A 19,042-nucleotide genomic window follows, 5' to 3' on the forward strand; every position below is an offset into this window, starting at 1 on the left:
TGGACCGGATGGGGGATATCCGAATGGCGGCCCTCTCCGGAGCGGAGGTCAGCCTGCCGTCACCGGGGTTTCGGCCGCCCAGTCGCGCGGGATCAGGAACGACGCCAGTTCCGCCTCGGCGCTCCCCGGCTCGGGCGTGAACTCCGCTTCCCACCGCGCCAGTGGTGGCAGGGCCATCAGGATCGCTTCCGCGTCGGCCTGCACCGCGGTCGCCGCGTCGTGGACGAGGGTGAACTCCACGTACCGGCCGCGGCGGTAGAGCTGCCACTGCCGCTCGCGTTCGCCGTGGGGGAGGTCCTTGCGCCGGCGCACGATCGGGAAGTACGCCGGGGCGATCGTGGCGATGCCCGCCGCGGCGAACGCCGCCGTGCGCCGCCAGCCGTCCGGGCCGGGGAGGCGCAGGTGGTCGAAGGCGATGCCGCCGATTCCGCGGGCCTCGTCGCGGTGGGGGAGGCGGAACCGGTCGTCGCACGCCCGTTTGGCCTGCGCGTGGAAGGCCGGGTCGAGCGTGGCGCAGTAGTTCTTCAGCGCCCGGTGGAAATGCGTCGCGTCCGCGGCGAAGCCGTAGCAGGGGAGGAGGTCGACGCTGCCGCCGAACCACCACGCGTCCGCCGTTTCGCGGTAGCGGAAGTGGGCTTGGAGGGCCGGGACGTACGGGTTGCGCGGGTGGAGCACGACCGACAGGCCGGCCGCGAAGAATTCGTCCGAGAAGGCCGCGCTGACGACCGCGCGTTCGAAGACGTCCCCGTTCTCCAGCCGCCGGGTGCGGCCCGACCGGCCGAAACGCGCGCCGCCGTCGAGCCGTTCCAGCTCGGCCACCAGCTCACGCTGTCCCGCGCTGACGATCGCCCTGGCGGCGTCGCGTCTGTCCCCTGAAGGCATACCCCCACCCCCGGGGCCAGATTACCAGCGAAACGGGGTCAGCCGGCGATGTCCGCCCGCGCGATCACCTTGGTGATCTTCGCCCGGACGAGGGATTCCTCCGGGACGGCGTTGCGCTTGCCGTACGCCTCGGCCTGCCCGGCGCCCATGTACCGGCCGCCCAGCTTGGTCGCCCACGCGAGCAGGTCGTCCAGGTCGTGGGTGAGCCGCGCCTCGGCGGTGAACTGGACGTAGGAGAACGGCGGCTTCTGGTCGTCGACGGCCAGCGAGATGCGCCCGTCGCGGGCGATGGCCTTGCCCTTGAGCGTCTCGGTGCCGGTGGTGAAGATCAGCTCGTCGCCGTCCGGGCCCTCGTTCAGCAGGAACCAGATCGGCGTCACGATCGGGGCGCCGTTGGCCCTGACCAGGCCGAGCATGCCGGTCCGGGTCCCCTCGGAGGCGAACTTCCACCACTCTTCACGGCTCATCTCACGCATAGGGAGGACGTTAGCCCGTCACCCGAGCGTGCGCAGAGGGTGGCCGACTAGCCTGGCCTGCTGTGCGAGACGACGAGACCGGGACACCGGGCCTGGCCGACGAGGGGCTGACGCGCCGCCTCAAGGCGCTGGCCTGCACCGCGCCGCTGCACGACCTGGACGCGCGCAAGGCGAAGCTCGACTGGGCGGACGCCACGATCTACCAGATGGCCGAGATCGCGCTGCACACGATCGACCAGGTCACCATCGCGATGGACTTCGACACCGGCGCCGGCCACGACGAGGTCATCGACCGGCTGCTGCCGTTCATCGCCCAGCAGGCGCCGTCGCGGATGCCCGAAGAACACGTCCGGGTGGCCAAGTGGGTGCTGGACAACCTGATCAACGTCGGCACCACCGACCGCGGCTTCCGGCGCGTCTACGGCTCGATCGGGCCGGGCGGCTACCAGCGGCGCCAGTTCGACTTCAAGCTGCTGGTCGAGCTGGCCGCCCGCGACGGTGAGGTCTACCTGCGGGCCACGGACGAGGCCATCAACGTCCTGGTCGGCGCGCTCGACACCGACGTCGAGTCCGCGCAGATCGCCGCCGAGGTCAAGCTCGAGAACCTGATTGCGCGGGGTCGTCTGGCCGACGCCAAGCTGGCCGCCGAGCAGGCCCGCTACCGGACCGTCCAGTACGGCGAGACGCTGCGGGCGAAGCTCGACGCGACCCGCCGGGACGTCCGCTCGGTCGACTGGGAACGCGAGGTCCCGGAGCTGCTCGACAGCGCACTGAGCCACATCGAGGCCCGGTTCCGCGCCGAGAACGCGATCCTCAAGAACATCACCACGGCCCGCGACGAAACCGAGGACCTCGACCGGAAGCGCCGCGCCGCCGAGCTCGTCGACATCGTCGGCGACTGCATCCGCCGCCACACCCGCCTGCAGTCCCGGCTCGCCGACGCGGGCGCGGTGTTCCGCGCCGAACAGGACCGCCAGCAGTTCTCCGGCCCGCCGCAGCGCGCCACGATCGACCTGTTCGGCCAGCTCCTCGTGCCCACCCTCGGCCTGCCGCTGGCCGACGCCGTCGCCCCGGCCGAGCACTTCTTCCACGCCGTCGCGGGCATCACCGCGCCGGTCGTGCCGTCGCTGTCTTCGCTCGTCTCGCTGCTGCTGCGCCCGGCCCCGGAACGCGACCACCTGGTCGGGGAAATCCCCGAACCGGAGCTCATGCCCGCGGAAACGACGGATCGCTTCGGCGACGACGTCTGGCGCGCCGCCGACGAGCTCCTCGACCTGCCGGAGGTGCCGCGGCGGCTGTCCGGGCTGCTCGAAGAGGCCCGCCGCAGCCGGCAACCCGGGCTCGCCGCCCTGGTCGCGCTGCGCGCGGTCCACGCCTACAGTCCCGGGGTCGGCGCGGCCCGCCGCCAGGGCGACCGCCAGGTGCTGCTCGCCGTCGACGACGGCACGCTGCTCGACGACCCGGAGTTCGGCGGCGCCGACCTGCTCCTGTCCACCGCCGCCGTCGAGCGGGCCGACGAAGAAGAGGAAGTCGCGTAATGGCGCTGTCCCACAGCAGCGTGGACGCCGAGGCCGCGGCCCGGCTGGTCGCTTTCGGCATGCGGCCGAAGCAGCTTCCCGCGCGTGACGTCGTCTACGGCGACCTGGTCCGCCGCTACGGCGAGGACAACGCGTTCAAGGCGCTCACCCACGCCGTCGCGGCCGGGCTCGGCCTGATGATCCTCGAGGTCAACCAGCAGGCCGGCGCGGTCCTGGCGGCCACCGACGAGTCCGTGTTCGAGATCAAGATGGACTCCTACGCCCGCCAGGCCAAGATCCGTGAGCGCCGCGAGACCGAGAAGGTCCTGCACGGCCTCATCCACCTCGCCACCGCCGCGCTCGGCTACCCGCGTCCGGACGACCTCGCCAACGACACCTACATCGGCCGCGTCAGCGTCGAACAGGTCGACGCGATGGTCCGCGAAGCCGCGCGGATGCTCGACGAACGCGCCGCGGCGGCCGAGGCCAACAACGACCCCCTGGCCGACGCGCCCGAGCTGGAGCAGGCGTGGCGCGCTTATACGAGGCGCCCGGCCGCGGCGGCCACGAAAGACGGCCGGCTGGCCGCCGACACCACCCGCGGCATGGTCAGCCGCGCCCTGCGCTTCCTCGCCGACCAGGGCTTCCTGGTCCCGGTGAGCGACGAGCAGGGCGGCACCTACCGGACCACGCCGCGCTACCAGATCCAGGTCCGCGAACTCGCCGCCGACGCCGCCTTCGACGACCTCCTGTCCCTCGACGTCGTGGCCGTCGCGAGCGCCGGGGGCACGCTGCGCGCGACCTCGTCGGACACGCTGTAAAAGGGGAGTAGATGTACGAGCTTTCGCGGGTCCGCCTGCACTCGGTGGGCCCGGCGGGTGCCCGCTACCAGGACGTCGTCCTCGACTTCAGCGGCGTCGGCGCCAAGATCACCGCGCCCCAGCAGGACGCGCTGTTCAGCGCCGGCATCCACGCGACCGGCCCGGCCGAGCTGCGCCGCCCGTCGCCGGCCAGCGTGCTGTTCCTGGAGAACGGCGGCGGCAAGTCCGTGCTCATCAAGCTGATCTTCTCGGTGATGCTGCCCGGCCGCCGCCAGGTCGTCGGCACCACCAGCACGAAGGTGCTCGAGAAGTTCGTCGCGGCCAAGGACGTCTCGCACGTCGTGCTGGAGTGGCTGCACGTCGAGAGCGGGCACCGGATCATCACCGGCAAGGTGTCGGAGTGGCGCGGGCACGTGGTGTCCGCCGACTCCGAGAACCTCGCCGACTCCTGGTACTGCTTCCGCCCGACCGCCGCGCTGGGCCTGGAATCGCTGCCGATGACGCAGGACGGCCGGCTGCTCACCATGTCCGCCTTCCACGACAAGCTCGCCGCGGCCCAGCTGGCCGAACCCGAGCTGGAACTGTCCTGGACCCGCCGTCACCACGAGTGGACCGGCCGCCTCGACAGCCTCGGTCTCGACACCGAGCTGTTCCGCTACCAGCGCGCGATGAACGCGGGCGAAGGCGAAGCGGCGGACGCGTTCGCCTTCGGCACCGACGACGCGTTCGTCGAATTCCTGCTGCGCGCGGTCATCTCCGAGGACGAGCCGAAGGACCTCGCCGAAGTCGTCTCGACCTACGCGCACAACCTGGCGCAGCGCGGCGATCTGCTGTCGGAACGCGATTTCGTCGCGGGTGCCCTGGACCTGCTGGGGCCCCTCGCGGCCGAGGAAGGCGTCGCCGCGGAGTCGCGGAAGATCGCGGAGTCCGCGAAGGCCGACATGGCTTCCCTGGCCGGGCGGGTCGTCGCGCGCAACGAACTCGAAAACGCGCGGCTGTCCGGCCTCGAAGACCACGTCACCGAGGTCAAGTCCGCGGAGAAGCTCGCCGAGGGAGACCACCGGCGGCTCGCCGCGGCCGTCACCGAGCTGCGCCGCCTGGTCGCGGTGCTGCGCCTGGACGAGGCCCAGGCGGCCCGCAAGCGCGTCGACGCCGAGCTGGCCGCGGCCAAGACCGAGGCGGAGGCGTGGCGCGAGACGGCGACCGTGCTCAACTCCCTGAACGCGGCGCGCAAGGCGAAGGACCTGCGTGAGCTCGTCGGCAGCCGTGAAGAGAAGGCGCGTCCGGCCCTGAAGGCCCGCAACGACGCTGCTTCGGCGCTGGCACGCGGGTTGCACGCGCTGGCCCAGGACGCCCAGCGTCAGGCCGACAAGGCCGAAGCGCACGCGGGCGCGTTGCGTGCCGAAGCGGAGAAGGCGCAGACCGAGCGCGATGAGGCCGCGAACCTCGCGGCCGCCCGCCGGGCCGAAGCGCGGGGCCTGACCACGCGGATCACCGAGCTGCGCGAAGAGGTCCAGGCCGCCGTCCGCGCCGGGTTGCTGCCTGCGGGCGCCGACGTCGCCGAAGCTTCGCGCGCTGCTCGTGCCGCAGCCGAATCCGCTTCCGCCGAGCTGGCCCGGCGCGAACAGGAACTGGACCGCGCCGGGACGGATCTCCAAGCGGCGCAACGGGCCGTGAACGAGGCGCACCAGCTCGCGGGCACCACCCAGGACCGCCTGGAACGCGCCACCGAGGACCTCGACCGCGCCCACCGCCGGACCGACGCCCTCGCCGCCGAAAGCCGCCTGGTCGAGCTGCTCGGCGCCGACGACGTCGCCCTGGAAAGCGACCTCCCGGTCCTGCTGGAACGGCTGCGCGAGGCGAGTGCGGCCGTCGAGAAGGAGCAGACGGCGCTGCGGATGGAGGAGTCCGCGGACGAGCGGGCCCTGGCCGCGCTGGGGTCCGGTGGGCTGCTGCCGCCGCCCGAGGACGTCCAGGCGGCGCTCGACGCCCTGGAAGAAGCCGGGATCACCGCGTGGTCCGGCTGGCGCTATCTGTCTAAATTGGACGCTTCGCGGCGCGCCGAGGTGCTGGAAACCCTGCCGCAGCTGGTGTCCGGTGTGCTGCTGAACGACGCCTCGCACGCCGATCGCGCCCGCGAGGTGCTGACGAAGCGGCGGCTGCTGCCGAGCGCGATCATCGCCGTCGGCACGACCGAGGCGCTGCAGGCCGAGGTGCCGTCCGCGCCCGGCGTCGAGTTCCTCGTGCCGCCGAACCCCGCGATGTACGACGAAGAAGCCGCCGACGCCGAGCGGGAAGCCGTGGCGCGGCGGCACACCGAGCGGCAGCGGCGCCTGGAGGCGTTGTCCGCCAAGCTGTCCGCGGACGGCGCCCTGACGTGGAAGCTCACGACGTGGCGCGAGGACTACCCGCCGGGCGCGATCGCGACCCTGGCCGAGCAGGCCCAGGCGGCGCGCACCGCGCGGGAGACCGCGCGAACGGCGCTGGCGCAGGCCGAGGCGGAGTTCGCGCGGTTGAGCGAGAAGGCCGTGTCGCTGCGCGAGCGCGTCCCGGAGCTGCGGGCGGCGGCCGCGGAGGCCGAGGAGAAGGCCCGGCGGCTCGGCGAGCTGGGCGTCCGCAGCGCGCGGATCGCGGAGTGGACCGAGGAAGCCGAGCGGGCGACCGAGATCGCCGAGCGGGCCGACCTCCAGGCGTCCGACGCGGCGGGCAAGGCCGCGCGGCTGCGCGAGCAGGCGGGGGAGGAGCAGCGCACCGCCGACGGCCACCGCCGGACCGCGACCACCGCGCGGGCCGAGCTGGCCGAAGTGCCGGGCGCGGCCGACGCCGCCGACGGCCCGGCGCCGTCCGAACCGGTCGACGCGCTGCGCCGGACCTTCGCGTCGGCGTCCGACGCCTACGCGAAGGTGGAGGTCGGCAGCGACCTGCGGAGCGAGCTGGACCAGGCCGAGTCCGCCGAAGCCGCCGCGGGGTCGGCCGTCGAGTCCATGGACGAAGCCGTCCGGGTCCGCGCGGCCGAACTCCTGGAGACGCCGGACGGCTCCGACGCTTCGGCGCGTGCGGCCGCGCTGGCCCGCGCCCGCCGGGTCGTCGACGGCCTCGAAGACGAGCGCACCGAAGCGATCGGGCTGGTCTCGACGCGGCGCGCGGAACTGGACGCGCTGCCGCTGCAGAACGGCGTCAACGGCGAGAAGCCGCGGGACATCGAGCACGGCCTGGAGCTGATCGACGCGGCCGGGCTGGAGGCGTCGGCCGCCGCGCGCAAGTGGGAAGAGCTGCAGGAACGCCGGGCGGCGGCGGAAGCGACGCTGGAGTCCGCGCGCAGTTCCGCCTCGGGCTTCTCGCTGCTCGCGGAGTCGATGGGGCACCTGGTCACCGACACCGACGCGGCCGCCTACGACGGCGACGTCGAGACCGCGCGCGCCCAGCACACCCGGCTGAACGCCACCCTGGGGCAAGCGCAGGAAGCCGCCGACGCCGGCGACCGGCGGGTGCGCGCGGCCGCGGACCAGCTGGCGCAGTACGCGACGGAAAAGCGGTTCGAGAAGCTGAGCACGCCGGTGCGCCAGCAGGTCATCTCGGTCAAGCGCGACCAGCTCCCGGCACACGCCGGCGAGTGGGCCGAAGCGCTGCGGCCGCGCCTGCGGTCGCTCACCGACGACCTCGCCCAGATCGACCGGCACCGCGGCGGCATCATCACCCGCCTGCAGGGGATGGTCGACGGCGCGCTCCGGACGCTGCGGTCGGCCCAGCGCGTCTCCCGGCTGCCGGACGGCCTCGGCGACTGGTCCGGGCAGGAGTTCCTCCGCATCCGCTTCACCGATCTGGAGGACAACGCGCTCACGGAGAAGCTCGGCGAGGTCGTCGACGAGGCCGCCGTGGGCAAGACGGCCGACGGCCGCGACGTCAAGCGCGACGGGCTTTCCCTGGTGCTGCGCGGGGTCCGGGCCGCGGCGCCCAAGGGCTTCCGCGTCGACATGCTCAAGCCGGACTCGGTGCTGCGCACCGAACGCCAGCGCGTCTCGGAGATCCGCGACGTGTTTTCCGGCGGCCAGCAGCTGACCGCGGCGATCATCCTCTACTGCACGCTCGCCGCGTTGCGCGCCAACAACCGCGGCAAGGTCCGCAACCGGCACTCGGGCGTGCTGTTCCTGGACAACCCGATCGGCCGCGCGTCGGCCGGGTACCTCCTGGAACTGCAGCGGGCGGTGGCCGAGGCGCTCGGCGTGCAGCTGATCTACACGACGGGCCTGTTCGACGCGGGCGCGCTGTCGGAGTTCCCGCTCATCGTGCGGCTGCGCAACGACGCCGACCTGCGCGCGGGCCGCAAGTACCTGTCGGTGGACTCGACGATCCGCACCTCCCTGGACGACCTGGGCGAGCCCGACGGCGTCGCACGCCTTTCGGCGACCCGGATGTTCACCCGGGCGGCCGGAGACGCGGCCGATTCCGCCGAGGACGAACAACCGGCCTGACCGGGAACATCCCCGGCGGTTCCGTGGTTGCCGGGCGCATGACGAACCTGGGGCCGCTGGGGGCCACCCACACCGCGCTGGACACCGCCGTGGCGGCCGAGCTGGAGGAGCTCGGCTACGACACGCTCTGGCTGGCCGGCGGCCAGGGGAACGCCCTGCCGCGGATCGCCGAGGTCGTCCGCGGCACCTCGCGGATCCGGGTGGCGAGCGGGATCCTGTCGGTGGACCGGGTGCCGTCGGCGGCCGTTTCCGAGGCGTACGCGCAGCTGCCCGCGGGCCGGTTCGTGGTCGGCCTGGGCGGGGCGCACGGCCCGCGTCCGCTGGCCACGCTCGGCGACTACCTCGACGAGATCGAGGACGTCGTGCCACCGTCCGCGCGGATCCTCTCGGCGCTCGGGCCGCGGATGCTCGAGCTTTCCCGCGACCGCGCGTCGGGCGCGTACCCGTACCTGGTGACGACCGACTACGTCGCTTCGGCGCGGGAAATCCTGGGCGCGGACCGGCAGCTGGCGGTGCTGCTGAGCGTGGTCGCGGAGACCGACGTGGCTCGCGTGCGCGAGATCGTGCGCGGCGGTTCGCTCGGGTTCCTGGCCGGGATGCCGGGCTACGCGGCCAACTTCCGCCGGATGGGCTTCACCGGCGCGGACATCGCGGACCGGTCCGACCGGCTGGTCGACGGCCTCACGGTCTGGGGTGACTTCGACGGGATCGTCGCGCGGCTGCGGGAGTACCGGGCCGCGGGCGCGGACCAGGTGGTCGTCCCGCTCGACGGCCTGCCGCGGGAGTGGTGGGCGGGGCTCGCCGAGGCGGTCCGGTGACGTCGGCGCGGTCGCGGGGGCTGACGCACGCGCCCCCGGCGGCCGTTTCGCTGCAGGACGCCTTGGCCGCGGTTGCCGACCCGGTGCGTCGCGGCATCCTGCGCGAGCTCGCCGCCGTGCCGGAGTGGACGAAGGCGTGCGGCACGTTCGACCTGCCGGTGGCGAAGGCGACGCTCAGCCACCACTTCGGGGTGCTGCGCGCGGCGGGCCTGATCGAACAGCGCGACGACGGCCCGCGGCGGCTGAACCGCCTGCGCCGTCCCGAATTCGACGCGGCCTTCCCGGGGTTGCTCGACCTGGTGCTCAGTCACCCCGGCCGGTGAAGGCCAGCCCGGTGCCCAGGCCGATCATCACCAGGCCGCCGGTGCCGCCGACCAGCTCGAGGCGCTTCGGCGAGCGCGCGAACCACGCGCGTGCGGTGCCGGCGACCAGCGCCCACGCGCTGTCGGTGGCCAGCGCGATCGCGGGCAGGCACAGGCCGAGGACGAGCATCTGCGCGGGCACCGACCCGGCGGCCGGGTCGACGAACTGGGGCAGCAGCGCGGCGAGGAACACGATCGACTTCGGGTTCGCGAAGCCGACGACGAACCCGTCGCGCAGCACGGTCAGCACACGACCGGGCGTCGCACGCACCTTCGCGGCCATCGCGTCGGTCAGCCTCCGGCGGTGCCGGACGGCCTGGATTCCCAGGTACACCAGGTAGAGCGCGCCGGCGACCTTGATCGCGGTGAACACCGCCGCCGACGTCGTCACGAGCGCGCCGAGCCCGAACGCCACCGCGACCACCTGCGTGTACACGCCCGTGGCGTTGCCGAGGACGGTGAGCAGGGCGTCGCGCCGGCCGACCGTGAGCGCGCGGCTGATCGTGAACAGCACGCTCGGCCCGGGGACGACGACCATGAGGAACGTCAGCGCGGCGAAGGCCGCGAGGTGCGCACCGGAGACCATTGCGCGAGGCTATCCCCTGGCCGGCCGCGGTGACGAGCGGGTTTTGTCGGTGGCGGGTGGTAGGAAAAGCGGGTGCCTCCGAAGATCAGCACCGACCAGCGCCGGGCCCGCCTCGCCGTCCGCCACCACCTGGCCGCCCCCGCGGCCTCGGTGCCGGACGCCGTCGCCGGGGTCGTCGCGCTGCACGCCACCGACCCGGCGACCGTCCACCTGTCGGCGTCGGCGCGGCTCGCCGGCCCCGCGGTGCCCGACGTCGAGCGGGCGCTCTACGACGAGCGTTCGCTGCTGCGCCTGCTGGGGATGCGCCGCACGGTGTTCGTCACGGACCTGGAGACGGCCGCGCTCGTGCAGGCGGGCTGCTCCGCGGACATCCTCGTGAAGCAGCGGAAACTCCTCGAGCAGCACCTCGCGCAGCAGGGGTACCCGGAGAACGTCCCGGAACCGGCCACCTGGCTGAAGGAGGTCGAGGCGTCGGTCGAGGCGGCGCTGCGGGCCCGCGGTTCGGCGACGGCGCAGCAGCTGAGCGAGGACGAGCCGCGGCTGCGCCAGCAGCTGCTGATGGCGGCGGGCAAGCCGTACGAGGCGATCGGCACCGTGACGAGCCGCGTGCTGTTCCTGCTCGCCGCGGGCGGCCGCATCGCGCGTGGCCGGCCCCGCGGCGGCTGGACCAGCACGCAGTACGTCTGGCAGCCCCTGGACGAGTGGGTCCGCGGCGGGCTGCGCGCGTGGGAGCCGGAGGCGGCCCGGGTGGAGCTGGCCCGGCGCTGGCTGCGCGCGTACGGCCCGGCCCCGGTCGCGGACCTGCGCTGGTGGACGGGCTGGACGGCGGGCCAGACCAAGAAGGCCCTGGCGGCGCTGTCGCCGGTGGAGGTCGACCTCGACGGCTCGCCCGGCGTGGTCCTGGCGGACGACCTCGACCCGGTGCCGGCCCCGCCGCCGTGGGTGGCGTTCCTCCCGGCCCTGGACCCGACCCCGATGGGCTGGCAGGACCGCGACTGGTTCCTCGGCCCCCACCGGGCGGCCCTGTTCGACCGCAGCGGCAACGTCGGCCCGACGGTCTGGGCGTCCGGGAAGGTGGTCGGCGGCTGGGCGCAGCGCCCGTCGGGGGAGATCGCCTACCGCGTGCTGGAGGAGGTCGGCGCGGAGACGGAGGCGGCGATCGAGGCGGAGGCCGGGAAGTGCGCGGAGTGGTTCGGCGAGGTGCGCGCGGTGCCGCGGTTCCGGACACCGCTGGAACGGGAGCTGGCCGGATGAGGGACGCGATGGCGGGACGGCCACCCGGGGGTGGGGCTCCGGCCGCGGGACGGTCGCTGGATCGGTCGAGTCATCGACCTCACCTCCTTCGGGTCGCCACGTCGTCGAGGGCCTTCGGAGCGGTTCCGGGCGCCCGTTCGGCTGAATCGGTCAAGGGCGCTCCCGTGTCCGGCGAGGGCCTGGGTGTGGCACCCGGTTTGATCAGCCGGAACCGGTCCCGGCACCCGGACCGGCGACCGCCGCCGGTCCGCCGTGGTCCACCCGGCCGGAACGCTCCGGAGCGGCGTCGCTTCTTAATCGATTCTTGACCCGTTCGCCAAGTGGTGGAAGTCTCGTCAGGGCAGTCAGGGACGCGCATGCCCGCACGCTAGGGTGGCCGCGAGCCCGCAAGTCACGGCCGGAGTGCCGGCCGATCCTCAGAGGAGTGGCAGCAGTGACCGTTCGCGTAGGTGTCAACGGCTTCGGCCGCATCGGCCGCAACTTCTTCCGCGCCGTGCAGGCCAGCGGCCAGGACATCGAGGTCGTCGCCTTCAACGACCTCGGCGACGTCGCCACCATGGCCCACCTGCTGAAGTACGACTCCATCCTGGGCCGGTTCCCGGGTGAGGTCAGCGTCAGCGACGAGGGCATCGTCGTCGACGGCAAGACCATCAAGGCCCTCGCCGAGCGCGACCCGGCCAACCTGCCCTGGGGCGAGCTGAACGTCGACGTCGTCCTCGAGTCGACCGGCTTCTTCACCAACGCCGACGCCGCCAAGGCGCACATCGCGGGCGGGGCCAAGAAGGTCATCATCTCCGCGCCCGCCAAGGGCGAGGACCTGACCGTCGTCCTCGGCGTCAACGACGACAAGTACGACGGCTCGCAGGTCATCATCTCGAACGCTTCCTGCACCACCAACTGCCTCGGCCCGCTGGCCAAGGTCCTCCACGACGCCTTCGGCATCGAACAGGGCCTGATGACCACGGTCCACGCCTACACGCAGGACCAGAACCTGCAGGACGCCCCGCACAAGGACCTGCGCCGCGCCCGCGCCGCCGCCCTGAACGTCGTCCCGACCTCGACCGGTGCCGCCAAGGCCATCGGCCTGGTCCTGCCGGAGCTGCAGGGCAAGCTGGACGGCTACGCGCTGCGCGTCCCGATCCCGACCGGCTCGGCCACCGACCTCACGGTCACCCTCTCCAAGGCCGCCACGGTCGAGGAGATCAACGCCGCCTACAAGGCCGCCGCCGAGGGCCCGCTGGCCGGCATCCTGCGCTACTCGGACGACCCGATCGTGTCGGCCGACATCGTCACCGACCCGGCGTCCTGCATCTACGACGCGCCGCTGACCAAGGTCATCGGCAACCAGGTCAAGGTCGTCGGCTGGTACGACAACGAGTGGGGCTACTCCAACCGCCTCGCCGACCTGATCACCCTCGTCGGTTCGAAGCTGTCCTGAACGGATGAGCGTCAAGAACCTCGACGACCTGCTGGGCGAGGGCGTTCAGGGCCGGTACGCACTCGTGCGTTCCGACCTGAACGTCCCGCTCGACGGGGACCGCATCACCGACGACGGCCGGGTCCGCGCGGCGTTGCCGACGATCAAGAAGCTCGCCGACGCGGGCGCGAAGGTCGTCGTCACCGCGCACCTCGGCCGCCCGAAGGGCGAGCCGGACCCGAAGTACACCCTCGCGCCGGTCGCGAAGCGGCTGTCCGAGCTGCTCGGTGCCGAGGTCGCGCTGGCCGGTGACCTCGTCGGCGAGTCCGCGAAGGCGCTGACCGGCGGCCTGGCCGACGGTGGGGTCGTCCTGCTGGAGAACGTGCGCTTCGACGCCCGCGAGACCAGCAAGGACGCCGTGGACCGCTCCGAGCTGGCCGCCGAGCTGGGCGCGCTCGTCCCGGGCGGCGCGTTCGTCTCCGACGGCTTCGGTGTCGTCCACCGCAAGCAGGCCTCGGTCTACGAGGTCGCGTCGGTGCTGCCGGCGTACGCGGGTGGCCTGGTGCTGGCCGAGCTGGACGTGCTGAAGAAGCTGACCGACGACGTCCGGCGGCCGTACGTGGTCGTGCTCGGCGGCGCGAAGGTGTCCGACAAGCTCGGCGTCATCGCGAACCTGCTGACGAAGGTCGACAGGCTGATCGTCGGCGGCGGCATGGCGTACACCTTCCTCAAGGCCCAGGGCCACGAGGTCGGCCAGTCGCTGCTGCAGGCCGACCAGCTCGACCAGGTCAAGGGCTTCCTCGCCGAAGCCGAGAAGCGCGGCGTCGAACTGGTCCTGCCGGTCGACGTGCTGGCCGCGACCGAGTTCGCCGCCGACGCGGAGAACGAGGTCGTCGACGCGACCGCGATCCCGGCCGACCGCCAGGGCCTCGACATCGGCCCGCGCAGCCGTGAGCTGTTCGCGAGCAAGCTGGCCGACGCGCAGACGGTGTTCTGGAACGGCCCGATGGGCGTGTTCGAGTTCGAGGCGTTCTCCGGCGGCACCCGTGCCGTCGCGGAGGCGCTCGTGAAGAGCGACGCGTTCACCGTCGTCGGCGGCGGCGACTCGGCCGCCGCGGTGCGGCAGCTGGGCCTGCCCGAGGACGGCTTCTCGCACATCTCCACCGGTGGCGGGGCCTCGCTGGAGTACCTCGAGGGCAAGGAACTGCCGGGCGTCGTGGCGCTGGAGGAGAAGAACTAGTGGCACGCAAGCCGTTCATCGCCGGCAACTGGAAGATGAACCAGAACCACCTCGAGGCCATCGCGCTGGTGCAGAAGATCGCCTTCGCGCTGCCGGAGAAGTACTACGCGAAGGTCGACGTGGCGGTGCTGCCGCCGTTCACCGACATCCGCAGCGTGCAGACCCTGGTCGACGGCGACAAGCTGTCGCTCACCTACGGCGCGCAGGACGTGGCGCCGCAGGATTCGGGCGCGTACACCGGCGACATCTCGGGGCTGATGCTGGCCAAGCTGGGCTGCAAGTTCGTCACGGTCGGGCACTCGGAGCGGCGCGAATACCACGCCGAGTCCGACGAACTGGTCAACAAGAAGGTCAAGGCCGCGCTCAAGCACGGCATCACGCCGATCCTCTGCATCGGGGAGAAGCTCGAGGTCCGCGAGGCCGGCGAGCACATCCACCACACCACGACGCAGCTGATCGAGGGCCTGAAGGGCCTCAAGGCCGAACAGGTCTCCGGCGTGGTCGTCGCGTACGAGCCGGTCTGGGCGATCGGCACCGGCAAGGTCGCGTCGTCCGCGGACGCCGAAGAGGTCTGCAAGGCCATCCGCGCGACCCTCCAGGAGAAGTACGGCGACGAGGTCGCTTCGTCCGTCCGGGTGCTCTACGGGGGATCGGTCAAATCGGGCAACATCAGCGAGCTGGTGGGCTGCGAGAACATCGACGGTGCCCTGGTCGGCGGAGCGAGCCTCGACGGTGAGGAGTTCACGAAACTCTGCGCACTCGCCGCGGGCGGGCCGCTGCCCTGATCGAGGCCACGACCGGGTAGCCTGTGTATCCGGTCCGTCACACAGCAGTGGACGAGTCCAGGGGTACGGTGGTGGTCGGAAACGACCATGCCGTGCCCCTGCATTCTCCTAGAGCCCAGAGGATGACATGAAGCTGTTCCTGCAAATCCTGTTGATCGTCTCCAGCGTCTTCCTCGTGGTGGCGGTTCTGCTGCACCGCGGGCGTGGCGGCGGCCTGTCGTCGCTGTTCGGCGGCGGGATGCAGTCGAGCCTGGCCGGGTCGAGCGTGGCCGAGAAGAACCTCGACCGGATCACCCTGCTGCTGGGCGCGGTCTGGCTGATCAGCATCGTGGGCCTGGGTCTGCTGCTCAAGGTGTGAGGCGTCCGGCGTCCTGTCCGTCGGCCGCGACCGGGTCGAGACGGCGGGACGCAGCGATTCGGCGTGCCTATTGGGGGGCGCGCCGCCGATTCCTAGGTGTGAGGATTCATGGTTGGCGGTAACGCGATTCGGGGCACCCGGGTGGGTGCCGGTCCTACGGGCGAATCGGAACGGGGTGAGTCGGCGCCGCGCCGCCGCATCTCCTACTGGTGTGCCAACGGGCACGAGGCTCGCCCGTCGTTCGCGCTCGACGCGGAGATCCCCGACGAGTGGGACTGCCCGCGCTGCGGTCTCCCCGGCGGCCAGGACGAGAAGAACCCGCCGGCCGCGCCGCGGACCGAGCCGTACAAGACGCACTTGGCCTACGTGAAGGAGCGCCGCAGCGACTCCGACGGCGAGGCCATCCTGGCGGAGGCGCTCGAGCGCCTGCGCAAGCGCCGGGAAATCATCTAAGCGGATTCCCGCTGAAAGCCACCCCGAGGGAAGCAAACCCCTCGAGGTGGTTTTTCGCGCGTCCACGCAGCCGCGACACCGTGCCCAACCAGGCATCACACGTGACTGCCGAGGCATCACACGTGATTGACGGGGACTTACGCGTGACTGGAGGGGTCATCAGCCCGATGCCCCTCCATCACGCGTGATGCCCCGCCAATCACGCCCGAAGCCCCTTTGGGCACGCGTGATGCCCCGCTGGGGCGAGCTGACGCTTGAGCCGCCTCACCGCCGACCTGCGAGGGCTGGGGGTCAGCGGTCCAGCGGATAGCGGGCCCGCACCCGGAATCCGCCGTCCTCCGTGCCCGATGTCTCGAAACTTCCGCCCAGCAGCCGTGCGCGCTCGGCCAGGCCCGTCAAGCCGTGGCCGCCCGAGGGCAATGCCTCGCCCGGGCGGTTGGCCCGCTCGTTGCGGACCTCGATCTTGAGCGCGCCGTGCTCACCCTGGATGCGGATCGTCGCCGTCGCGCCCGGGGCGTGCTTGTGGACGTTCGTCAGGCACTCCTGGACCGTCCGGTACGCCGCCGCCGACACCTGGTTCGGCAGGGCCTCCGGCAGGTGCTCCACCGACAGGTGCACCGGGACCTCCGACGTGCGGATCAGCCGGTCGAGGTCGTTGATGCCCGGCCGCGGGCCGTCGTCGTCCGCGCCCGCGCGCAGGACGCTCAGCAGCGAACGCAGCTCCTCCAGCGTCCGCTTCGACAGCGTCCGGATGACCTGGGCCGTCTCCTGCGCGCGGTCGTCGGTGGTCTGGGCCTGCAGCGCGCCCGCCTGCATGGCGATCAGCGTGATCTGGTGGGAGACGACGTCGTGCATCTCGCGGGCCAGCCGGGCGCGTTCCTCCGCGCGGACGGCGTCGGCGTGGAAGCGGCGCTCGCGGTCGCGGCTCGTGGCCAGCTCGGCGAGCTTGTTCGCGACCTCGGTCCGCGCTCCGATGAGCAGGCCGATCGCGATCGGCATGCCGGCGACCAGCACGCCGTAGATGCCGTCGAGGATGTGCTCGCGCCAGCTGAGCTGGGCGAAGTCCTCCAGCGGCCACTGCACGAACCGGCACATCCACACCAGCGCCGCGCCCACCCAGACCTGCCAGTGCAGCTGGCGGCGGGTGGCGAGCATGCCGAGCGTGATCATCGACGCGAGCTGCGCCCAGCCGGCCAGGAAGCCGGGGACCGCGACGAGCACGGCGAGGAACGGGAACTTGCGCCGGAACACCACCGCGAGACAGGCGGCGCCGGACAGCCAGATCGAGTACGGCTGGGCCTTCTCGGGGATCACCAGCCAGACGTCGAGCACGGCCAGGATGACCGCGGCCGCCTCGATGGCGAACGTGACGACAGCGGGGCGCGGCACCGAGCCGAACACGCTCAGCCCCCGCTTTCGCACCCGCTCGGCGGCCGACGGCCCCGAGCTCGCGATCGAGATGCCTGGAATCGAGAGTCCCTCTGTACTCATCGCTGGCGACCCCATTCGTCTTGTGGACTTGGTGGTGAGAGGCGCTCGGAGCCCGATCGGGACGCGCAGCGGCAGACAAATGTGCGGATGCTAACGAGGTGGCGTACGGAGACGGTTAGTTTCACCCGCAGTCGATGCTCCGGCGTCCGGATTCCGTAATGGGCTGGGCCGTCCGGGGGATAGGCGGCGAGAGGTGCTACTCAGGGTGGGAACCTGGTTTCCCACTGTGCGCCAAGACGACCACATCGTGGGAATCATGTTACCCACGTGTGGTCGCCCGGCGATAGCTCTCAGGCCGCCATCGACCCCAGGTCGTCGCTCAGCAGGTCGTGCAGGCCCGACGCGCAGGCTTTCGCGGTCTCGATCGACCGCGGCATCATGCCGGCCTCGTAGGCCCGGACCGCCTCCTCGACGCTCGACGCCGTGGCCAGCGCCGTCGCCAGCTCGGTGCCGTCGAGCATGGCGAGGTTCGCGCCGACCCCGAGCGGCGGCATCAGGTGCGCCGCGTCGCCGAGCAGGGTGAGCCCCGGGGCGGTCGTCCAGGCATGCGGGACCGGCAGGACGTACAGCGGCCGGTGGGTGAACCCGCCGTCGTGGTCCCGGACGTAGGCGAGCACGTCCGGGTGCCAGCCCGCGTAGCGCTCCAGAAGGTGCGCGCGCACCGCGGCCGCGTCGGAGAAGTCGAGGCCGGCGGCCCAGTCCTCCGGTGCGTAGAACGTCGCGTAACAGCGGACGTGCCCGCTGCTGGTGCGCTGCGCGACGATGGCCTTCCCGCCGACCTTCGTCATCATCGTGCCCTGGCCCGTCCGCGCGCTCAGTGCCGGGTGACGGCGGTCCGCGTCGTCGAGGCCGAACTCGACGAACGTCACCCCGCTGTACTCCGGCCGGACGCCGGTGAGCGCGCGCCGGACCCGGGACCACGCGCCGTCCGCGCCGACGACCAGGTCGAAGGCGCGGGACGTGCCGTCGGCGAACGTCAGCCGGCCGGCCTTGGTGACGTCGGCGACCGAACACCCCCAGCGGACCGTGCCGGGGGTGAGGGAGTCGAGCAGGATCCCGCGGAGCTGGCCGCGGTCGATCTCGGGCCGGAAGTCGCCGTCGGGGGCTTCGTCGACGACCACCTCGGCGGTGCGGGGGTCGAGGGCGCGCATCTGCTGGCCTTCGGGCCTCGCCAGTGCGCGGAATTCTTCGTGCAACTCGGCCGTGCGGAGGGCGACCTGGCCGGTGTCGCCGTGCATGTCGAGGGTGCCGCCCTGGGGGCGGGCGGCGGCCGAGGCTTCCTGCTCGAAGACGGTGACGTCGACGCCGTGGAGCTGCAGGACGCGGGCACAGGCGAGCCCGCCGAGCCCGGCGCCGACGATCGCGATGGAGTTCATGGCTTCCCCCTGGAGTTCGGGGCCGCCGGCTCGTCCGGCGGCGTGCCTCCGAGAAAACCATAGTGACTACAAAAGTGCAATGACTAAACTTTTGAAGTGAGTCCACCATCACGTAGGCTGACGGCCATGACGGAAGTGATCGGGCGCCGCGAGCGCAAGAAGGCGCAGACCCGCCAGGCGCTGGCCGACGCGGCGCTCGCGCTGTTCCTGGAGCGCGGCTACGACCAGGTCGGGGTGAAGGAGATCGCGGACGCCGCGGACGTCTCCGTGACGACGCTGTTCAAGCACTTCCCGAGCAAGGAAGCCCTGGTGTTCGACCAGGACGACGACATCGAGGCAGCCCTGGTCCAGGCGGTGCACGGCCGCCCGCCGGCGCACACGATCGTGGACGCGCTGCGCGAGTACATGCTGCGGGACATCGCGTTCGGCCCGGACGAGCCGTTCCTCCGCCTGATCGAGAGCACCCCGACGCTGCGCGACCACGCGAGACGGATGTGGATGCGCCACGAGACGGCCCTGGCCCGCGCGATAGCCGAGGAGTCAGGAGCGCCGGAGGACGACATCGCGTGCGCGGCCTTGGCTCGCTTCGCGCTGGCGTCGAGGGAGCTGATCTTGGCCCATCCACACCGGAGGCGGGCCGCCGAGGAGATCTTCGCGCGCTTGGAACGGGGCTGGCGCACGGAGTGAGCGGCCAGCGCGGCCGACCCGACGAGTGAAGGCCCCCTGCCGAAGCA

The 19,042-nt window shown here is 72.3% G+C and carries 17 protein-coding genes; 12 read left to right on the forward strand and 5 right to left on the reverse strand.

Features of this window, described 5'->3' with window-relative positions:
• Positions 1–48 precede the first annotated feature (48 nt).
• Together ABZW17_RS31550 and ABZW17_RS31555 are read right to left on the reverse strand one after the other, a co-directional pair.
• Positions 49–882 (reverse strand): coproporphyrinogen III oxidase, encoded by an 834-nt coding sequence (locus ABZW17_RS31550; protein ID WP_354822384.1) that lies wholly within the window; start codon positions 880–882, stop codon positions 49–51.
• Positions 883–920: 38 nt separating this feature from the next.
• Positions 921–1,358, reverse strand: a complete 438-nt coding sequence (locus ABZW17_RS31555; protein WP_354822386.1) for a PPOX class F420-dependent oxidoreductase — start codon at positions 1,356–1,358, stop codon at positions 921–923.
• Positions 1,359–1,420: 62 nt separating this feature from the next.
• On the opposite strand from ABZW17_RS31555, the gene ABZW17_RS31560 reads away from it, so the two are divergent.
• From ABZW17_RS31560 to ABZW17_RS31580, 5 genes are read left to right on the forward strand one after another with little or no spacing between them, the layout of a single operon-like run.
• Complete coding sequence (locus ABZW17_RS31560) at positions 1,421–2,896, forward strand: hypothetical protein (protein ID WP_354822388.1); 1,476 nt, start codon at positions 1,421–1,423, stop codon at positions 2,894–2,896.
• Positions 2,896–3,696, forward strand: a complete 801-nt coding sequence (locus tag ABZW17_RS31565) for a hypothetical protein (protein WP_354822390.1) — start codon at positions 2,896–2,898, stop codon at positions 3,694–3,696. Before ABZW17_RS31560 ends, ABZW17_RS31565 begins: the two co-directional genes overlap by 1 nt.
• An 11-nt stretch (positions 3,697–3,707) precedes the next feature.
• Positions 3,708–8,168, forward strand: a complete 4,461-nt coding sequence (locus ABZW17_RS31570; RefSeq protein ID WP_354822392.1) for a hypothetical protein — start codon at positions 3,708–3,710, stop codon at positions 8,166–8,168.
• A 38-nt stretch (positions 8,169–8,206) separates the two neighbouring features.
• On the forward strand, positions 8,207–8,986 hold the full coding sequence (locus ABZW17_RS31575; protein ID WP_354822394.1) for a TIGR03620 family F420-dependent LLM class oxidoreductase: 780 nt from the start codon (positions 8,207–8,209) through the stop codon (positions 8,984–8,986).
• Positions 8,983–9,309 carry a helix-turn-helix domain-containing protein gene (locus tag ABZW17_RS31580; RefSeq protein WP_354822396.1) on the forward strand — a complete coding sequence of 109 codons (327 nt, stop codon included), beginning with the start codon at positions 8,983–8,985 and terminating at the stop codon, positions 9,307–9,309. Before ABZW17_RS31575 ends, ABZW17_RS31580 begins: the two co-directional genes overlap by 4 nt.
• On the opposite strand, the gene ABZW17_RS31585 is transcribed toward ABZW17_RS31580, so the two are convergent.
• Positions 9,290–9,934 carry a LysE family translocator gene (locus ABZW17_RS31585; RefSeq protein ID WP_354822398.1) on the reverse strand — a complete coding sequence of 215 codons (645 nt, stop codon included), beginning with the start codon at positions 9,932–9,934 and terminating at the stop codon, positions 9,290–9,292. The genes ABZW17_RS31580 and ABZW17_RS31585 overlap by 20 nt on opposite strands.
• A gap of 72 nt (positions 9,935–10,006) precedes the next feature.
• Here ABZW17_RS31585 and ABZW17_RS31590 point away from each other — a divergent pair, with 72 nt between their 5' ends.
• The 6 genes from ABZW17_RS31590 (at position 10,007) to ABZW17_RS31615 (ending at position 15,441) form a co-directional block, all read left to right on the forward strand.
• Positions 10,007–11,188 (forward strand): winged helix DNA-binding domain-containing protein, encoded by a 1,182-nt coding sequence (locus tag ABZW17_RS31590; RefSeq protein WP_354822400.1) that lies wholly within the window; start codon positions 10,007–10,009, stop codon positions 11,186–11,188.
• 433 nt (positions 11,189–11,621) lie between these two features.
• A complete protein-coding gene (gene gap, locus ABZW17_RS31595) occupies positions 11,622–12,626 on the forward strand; it encodes a type I glyceraldehyde-3-phosphate dehydrogenase (RefSeq protein WP_354822402.1) in 1,005 nt (334 codons plus the stop codon).
• A gap of 4 nt (positions 12,627–12,630) precedes the next feature.
• Positions 12,631–13,845 (forward strand): phosphoglycerate kinase, encoded by a 1,215-nt coding sequence (locus ABZW17_RS31600; RefSeq protein ID WP_354822404.1) that lies wholly within the window; start codon positions 12,631–12,633, stop codon positions 13,843–13,845.
• Complete coding sequence (gene tpiA, locus ABZW17_RS31605; protein WP_354822406.1) at positions 13,845–14,630, forward strand: triose-phosphate isomerase; 786 nt, start codon at positions 13,845–13,847, stop codon at positions 14,628–14,630. The genes ABZW17_RS31600 and tpiA overlap by 1 nt, the downstream gene beginning before the upstream one ends.
• A gap of 127 nt (positions 14,631–14,757) precedes the next feature.
• Positions 14,758–14,988 carry a preprotein translocase subunit SecG gene (secG, locus tag ABZW17_RS31610; RefSeq protein WP_086671259.1) on the forward strand — a complete coding sequence of 77 codons (231 nt, stop codon included), beginning with the start codon at positions 14,758–14,760 and terminating at the stop codon, positions 14,986–14,988.
• 108 nt (positions 14,989–15,096) lie between these two features.
• A complete protein-coding gene (locus ABZW17_RS31615; RefSeq protein WP_354822408.1) occupies positions 15,097–15,441 on the forward strand; it encodes an RNA polymerase-binding protein RbpA in 345 nt (114 codons plus the stop codon).
• Between the two features lie 291 nt (positions 15,442–15,732).
• Here ABZW17_RS31615 and ABZW17_RS31620 read toward each other — a convergent pair whose 3' ends face one another.
• Positions 15,733–16,932 (reverse strand): histidine kinase, encoded by a 1,200-nt coding sequence (locus tag ABZW17_RS31620; protein WP_354822410.1) that lies wholly within the window; start codon positions 16,930–16,932, stop codon positions 15,733–15,735.
• 290 nt (positions 16,933–17,222) lie between these two features.
• The gene (locus tag ABZW17_RS31625) at positions 17,223–18,308 is read right to left on the reverse strand and encodes an NAD(P)/FAD-dependent oxidoreductase (RefSeq protein WP_354822412.1); all 1,086 of its coding nucleotides are present in this window, start codon (positions 18,306–18,308) and stop codon (positions 17,223–17,225) included.
• Between the two features lie 126 nt (positions 18,309–18,434).
• Between ABZW17_RS31625 and ABZW17_RS31630 the strand changes: the two genes are divergently transcribed.
• The gene (locus ABZW17_RS31630; RefSeq protein WP_354822414.1) at positions 18,435–18,995 is read left to right on the forward strand and encodes a TetR family transcriptional regulator; all 561 of its coding nucleotides are present in this window, start codon (positions 18,435–18,437) and stop codon (positions 18,993–18,995) included.
• Positions 18,996–19,042: the final 47 nt, after the last annotated feature.

It is taken from the genome of Amycolatopsis sp. NPDC004625 (assembly GCF_040609695.1).
Taxonomy (GTDB): domain Bacteria; phylum Actinomycetota; class Actinomycetes; order Mycobacteriales; family Pseudonocardiaceae; genus Amycolatopsis.

Excerpts from the sequence above, each read along its gene's own strand:
- ABZW17_RS31550 (WP_354822384.1), bottom strand. The coding sequence starts at position 882 with ATGCCTTCAGGGGACAGACGCGACGCCGCCAGGGCGATCGTCAGCGCG.
- ABZW17_RS31555 (WP_354822386.1), bottom strand. The coding sequence starts at position 1,358 with ATGCGTGAGATGAGCCGTGAAGAGTGGTGGAAGTTCGCCTCCGAGGGG.
- ABZW17_RS31565 (WP_354822390.1), top strand. The coding sequence starts at position 2,896 with ATGGCGCTGTCCCACAGCAGCGTGGACGCCGAGGCCGCGGCCCGGCTG.
- ABZW17_RS31570 (WP_354822392.1), top strand. The coding sequence starts at position 3,708 with ATGTACGAGCTTTCGCGGGTCCGCCTGCACTCGGTGGGCCCGGCGGGT.
- ABZW17_RS31575 (WP_354822394.1), top strand. The coding sequence starts at position 8,207 with ATGACGAACCTGGGGCCGCTGGGGGCCACCCACACCGCGCTGGACACC.
- ABZW17_RS31585 (WP_354822398.1), bottom strand. The coding sequence starts at position 9,934 with ATGGTCTCCGGTGCGCACCTCGCGGCCTTCGCCGCGCTGACGTTCCTC.
- ABZW17_RS31600 (WP_354822404.1), top strand. The coding sequence starts at position 12,631 with ATGAGCGTCAAGAACCTCGACGACCTGCTGGGCGAGGGCGTTCAGGGC.
- secG (WP_086671259.1), top strand. The coding sequence starts at position 14,758 with ATGAAGCTGTTCCTGCAAATCCTGTTGATCGTCTCCAGCGTCTTCCTC.
- ABZW17_RS31615 (WP_354822408.1), top strand. The coding sequence starts at position 15,097 with ATGGTTGGCGGTAACGCGATTCGGGGCACCCGGGTGGGTGCCGGTCCT.
- ABZW17_RS31620 (WP_354822410.1), bottom strand. The coding sequence starts at position 16,932 with ATGAGTACAGAGGGACTCTCGATTCCAGGCATCTCGATCGCGAGCTCG.
- ABZW17_RS31625 (WP_354822412.1), bottom strand. The coding sequence starts at position 18,308 with ATGAACTCCATCGCGATCGTCGGCGCCGGGCTCGGCGGGCTCGCCTGT.
- ABZW17_RS31630 (WP_354822414.1), top strand. The coding sequence starts at position 18,435 with ATGACGGAAGTGATCGGGCGCCGCGAGCGCAAGAAGGCGCAGACCCGC.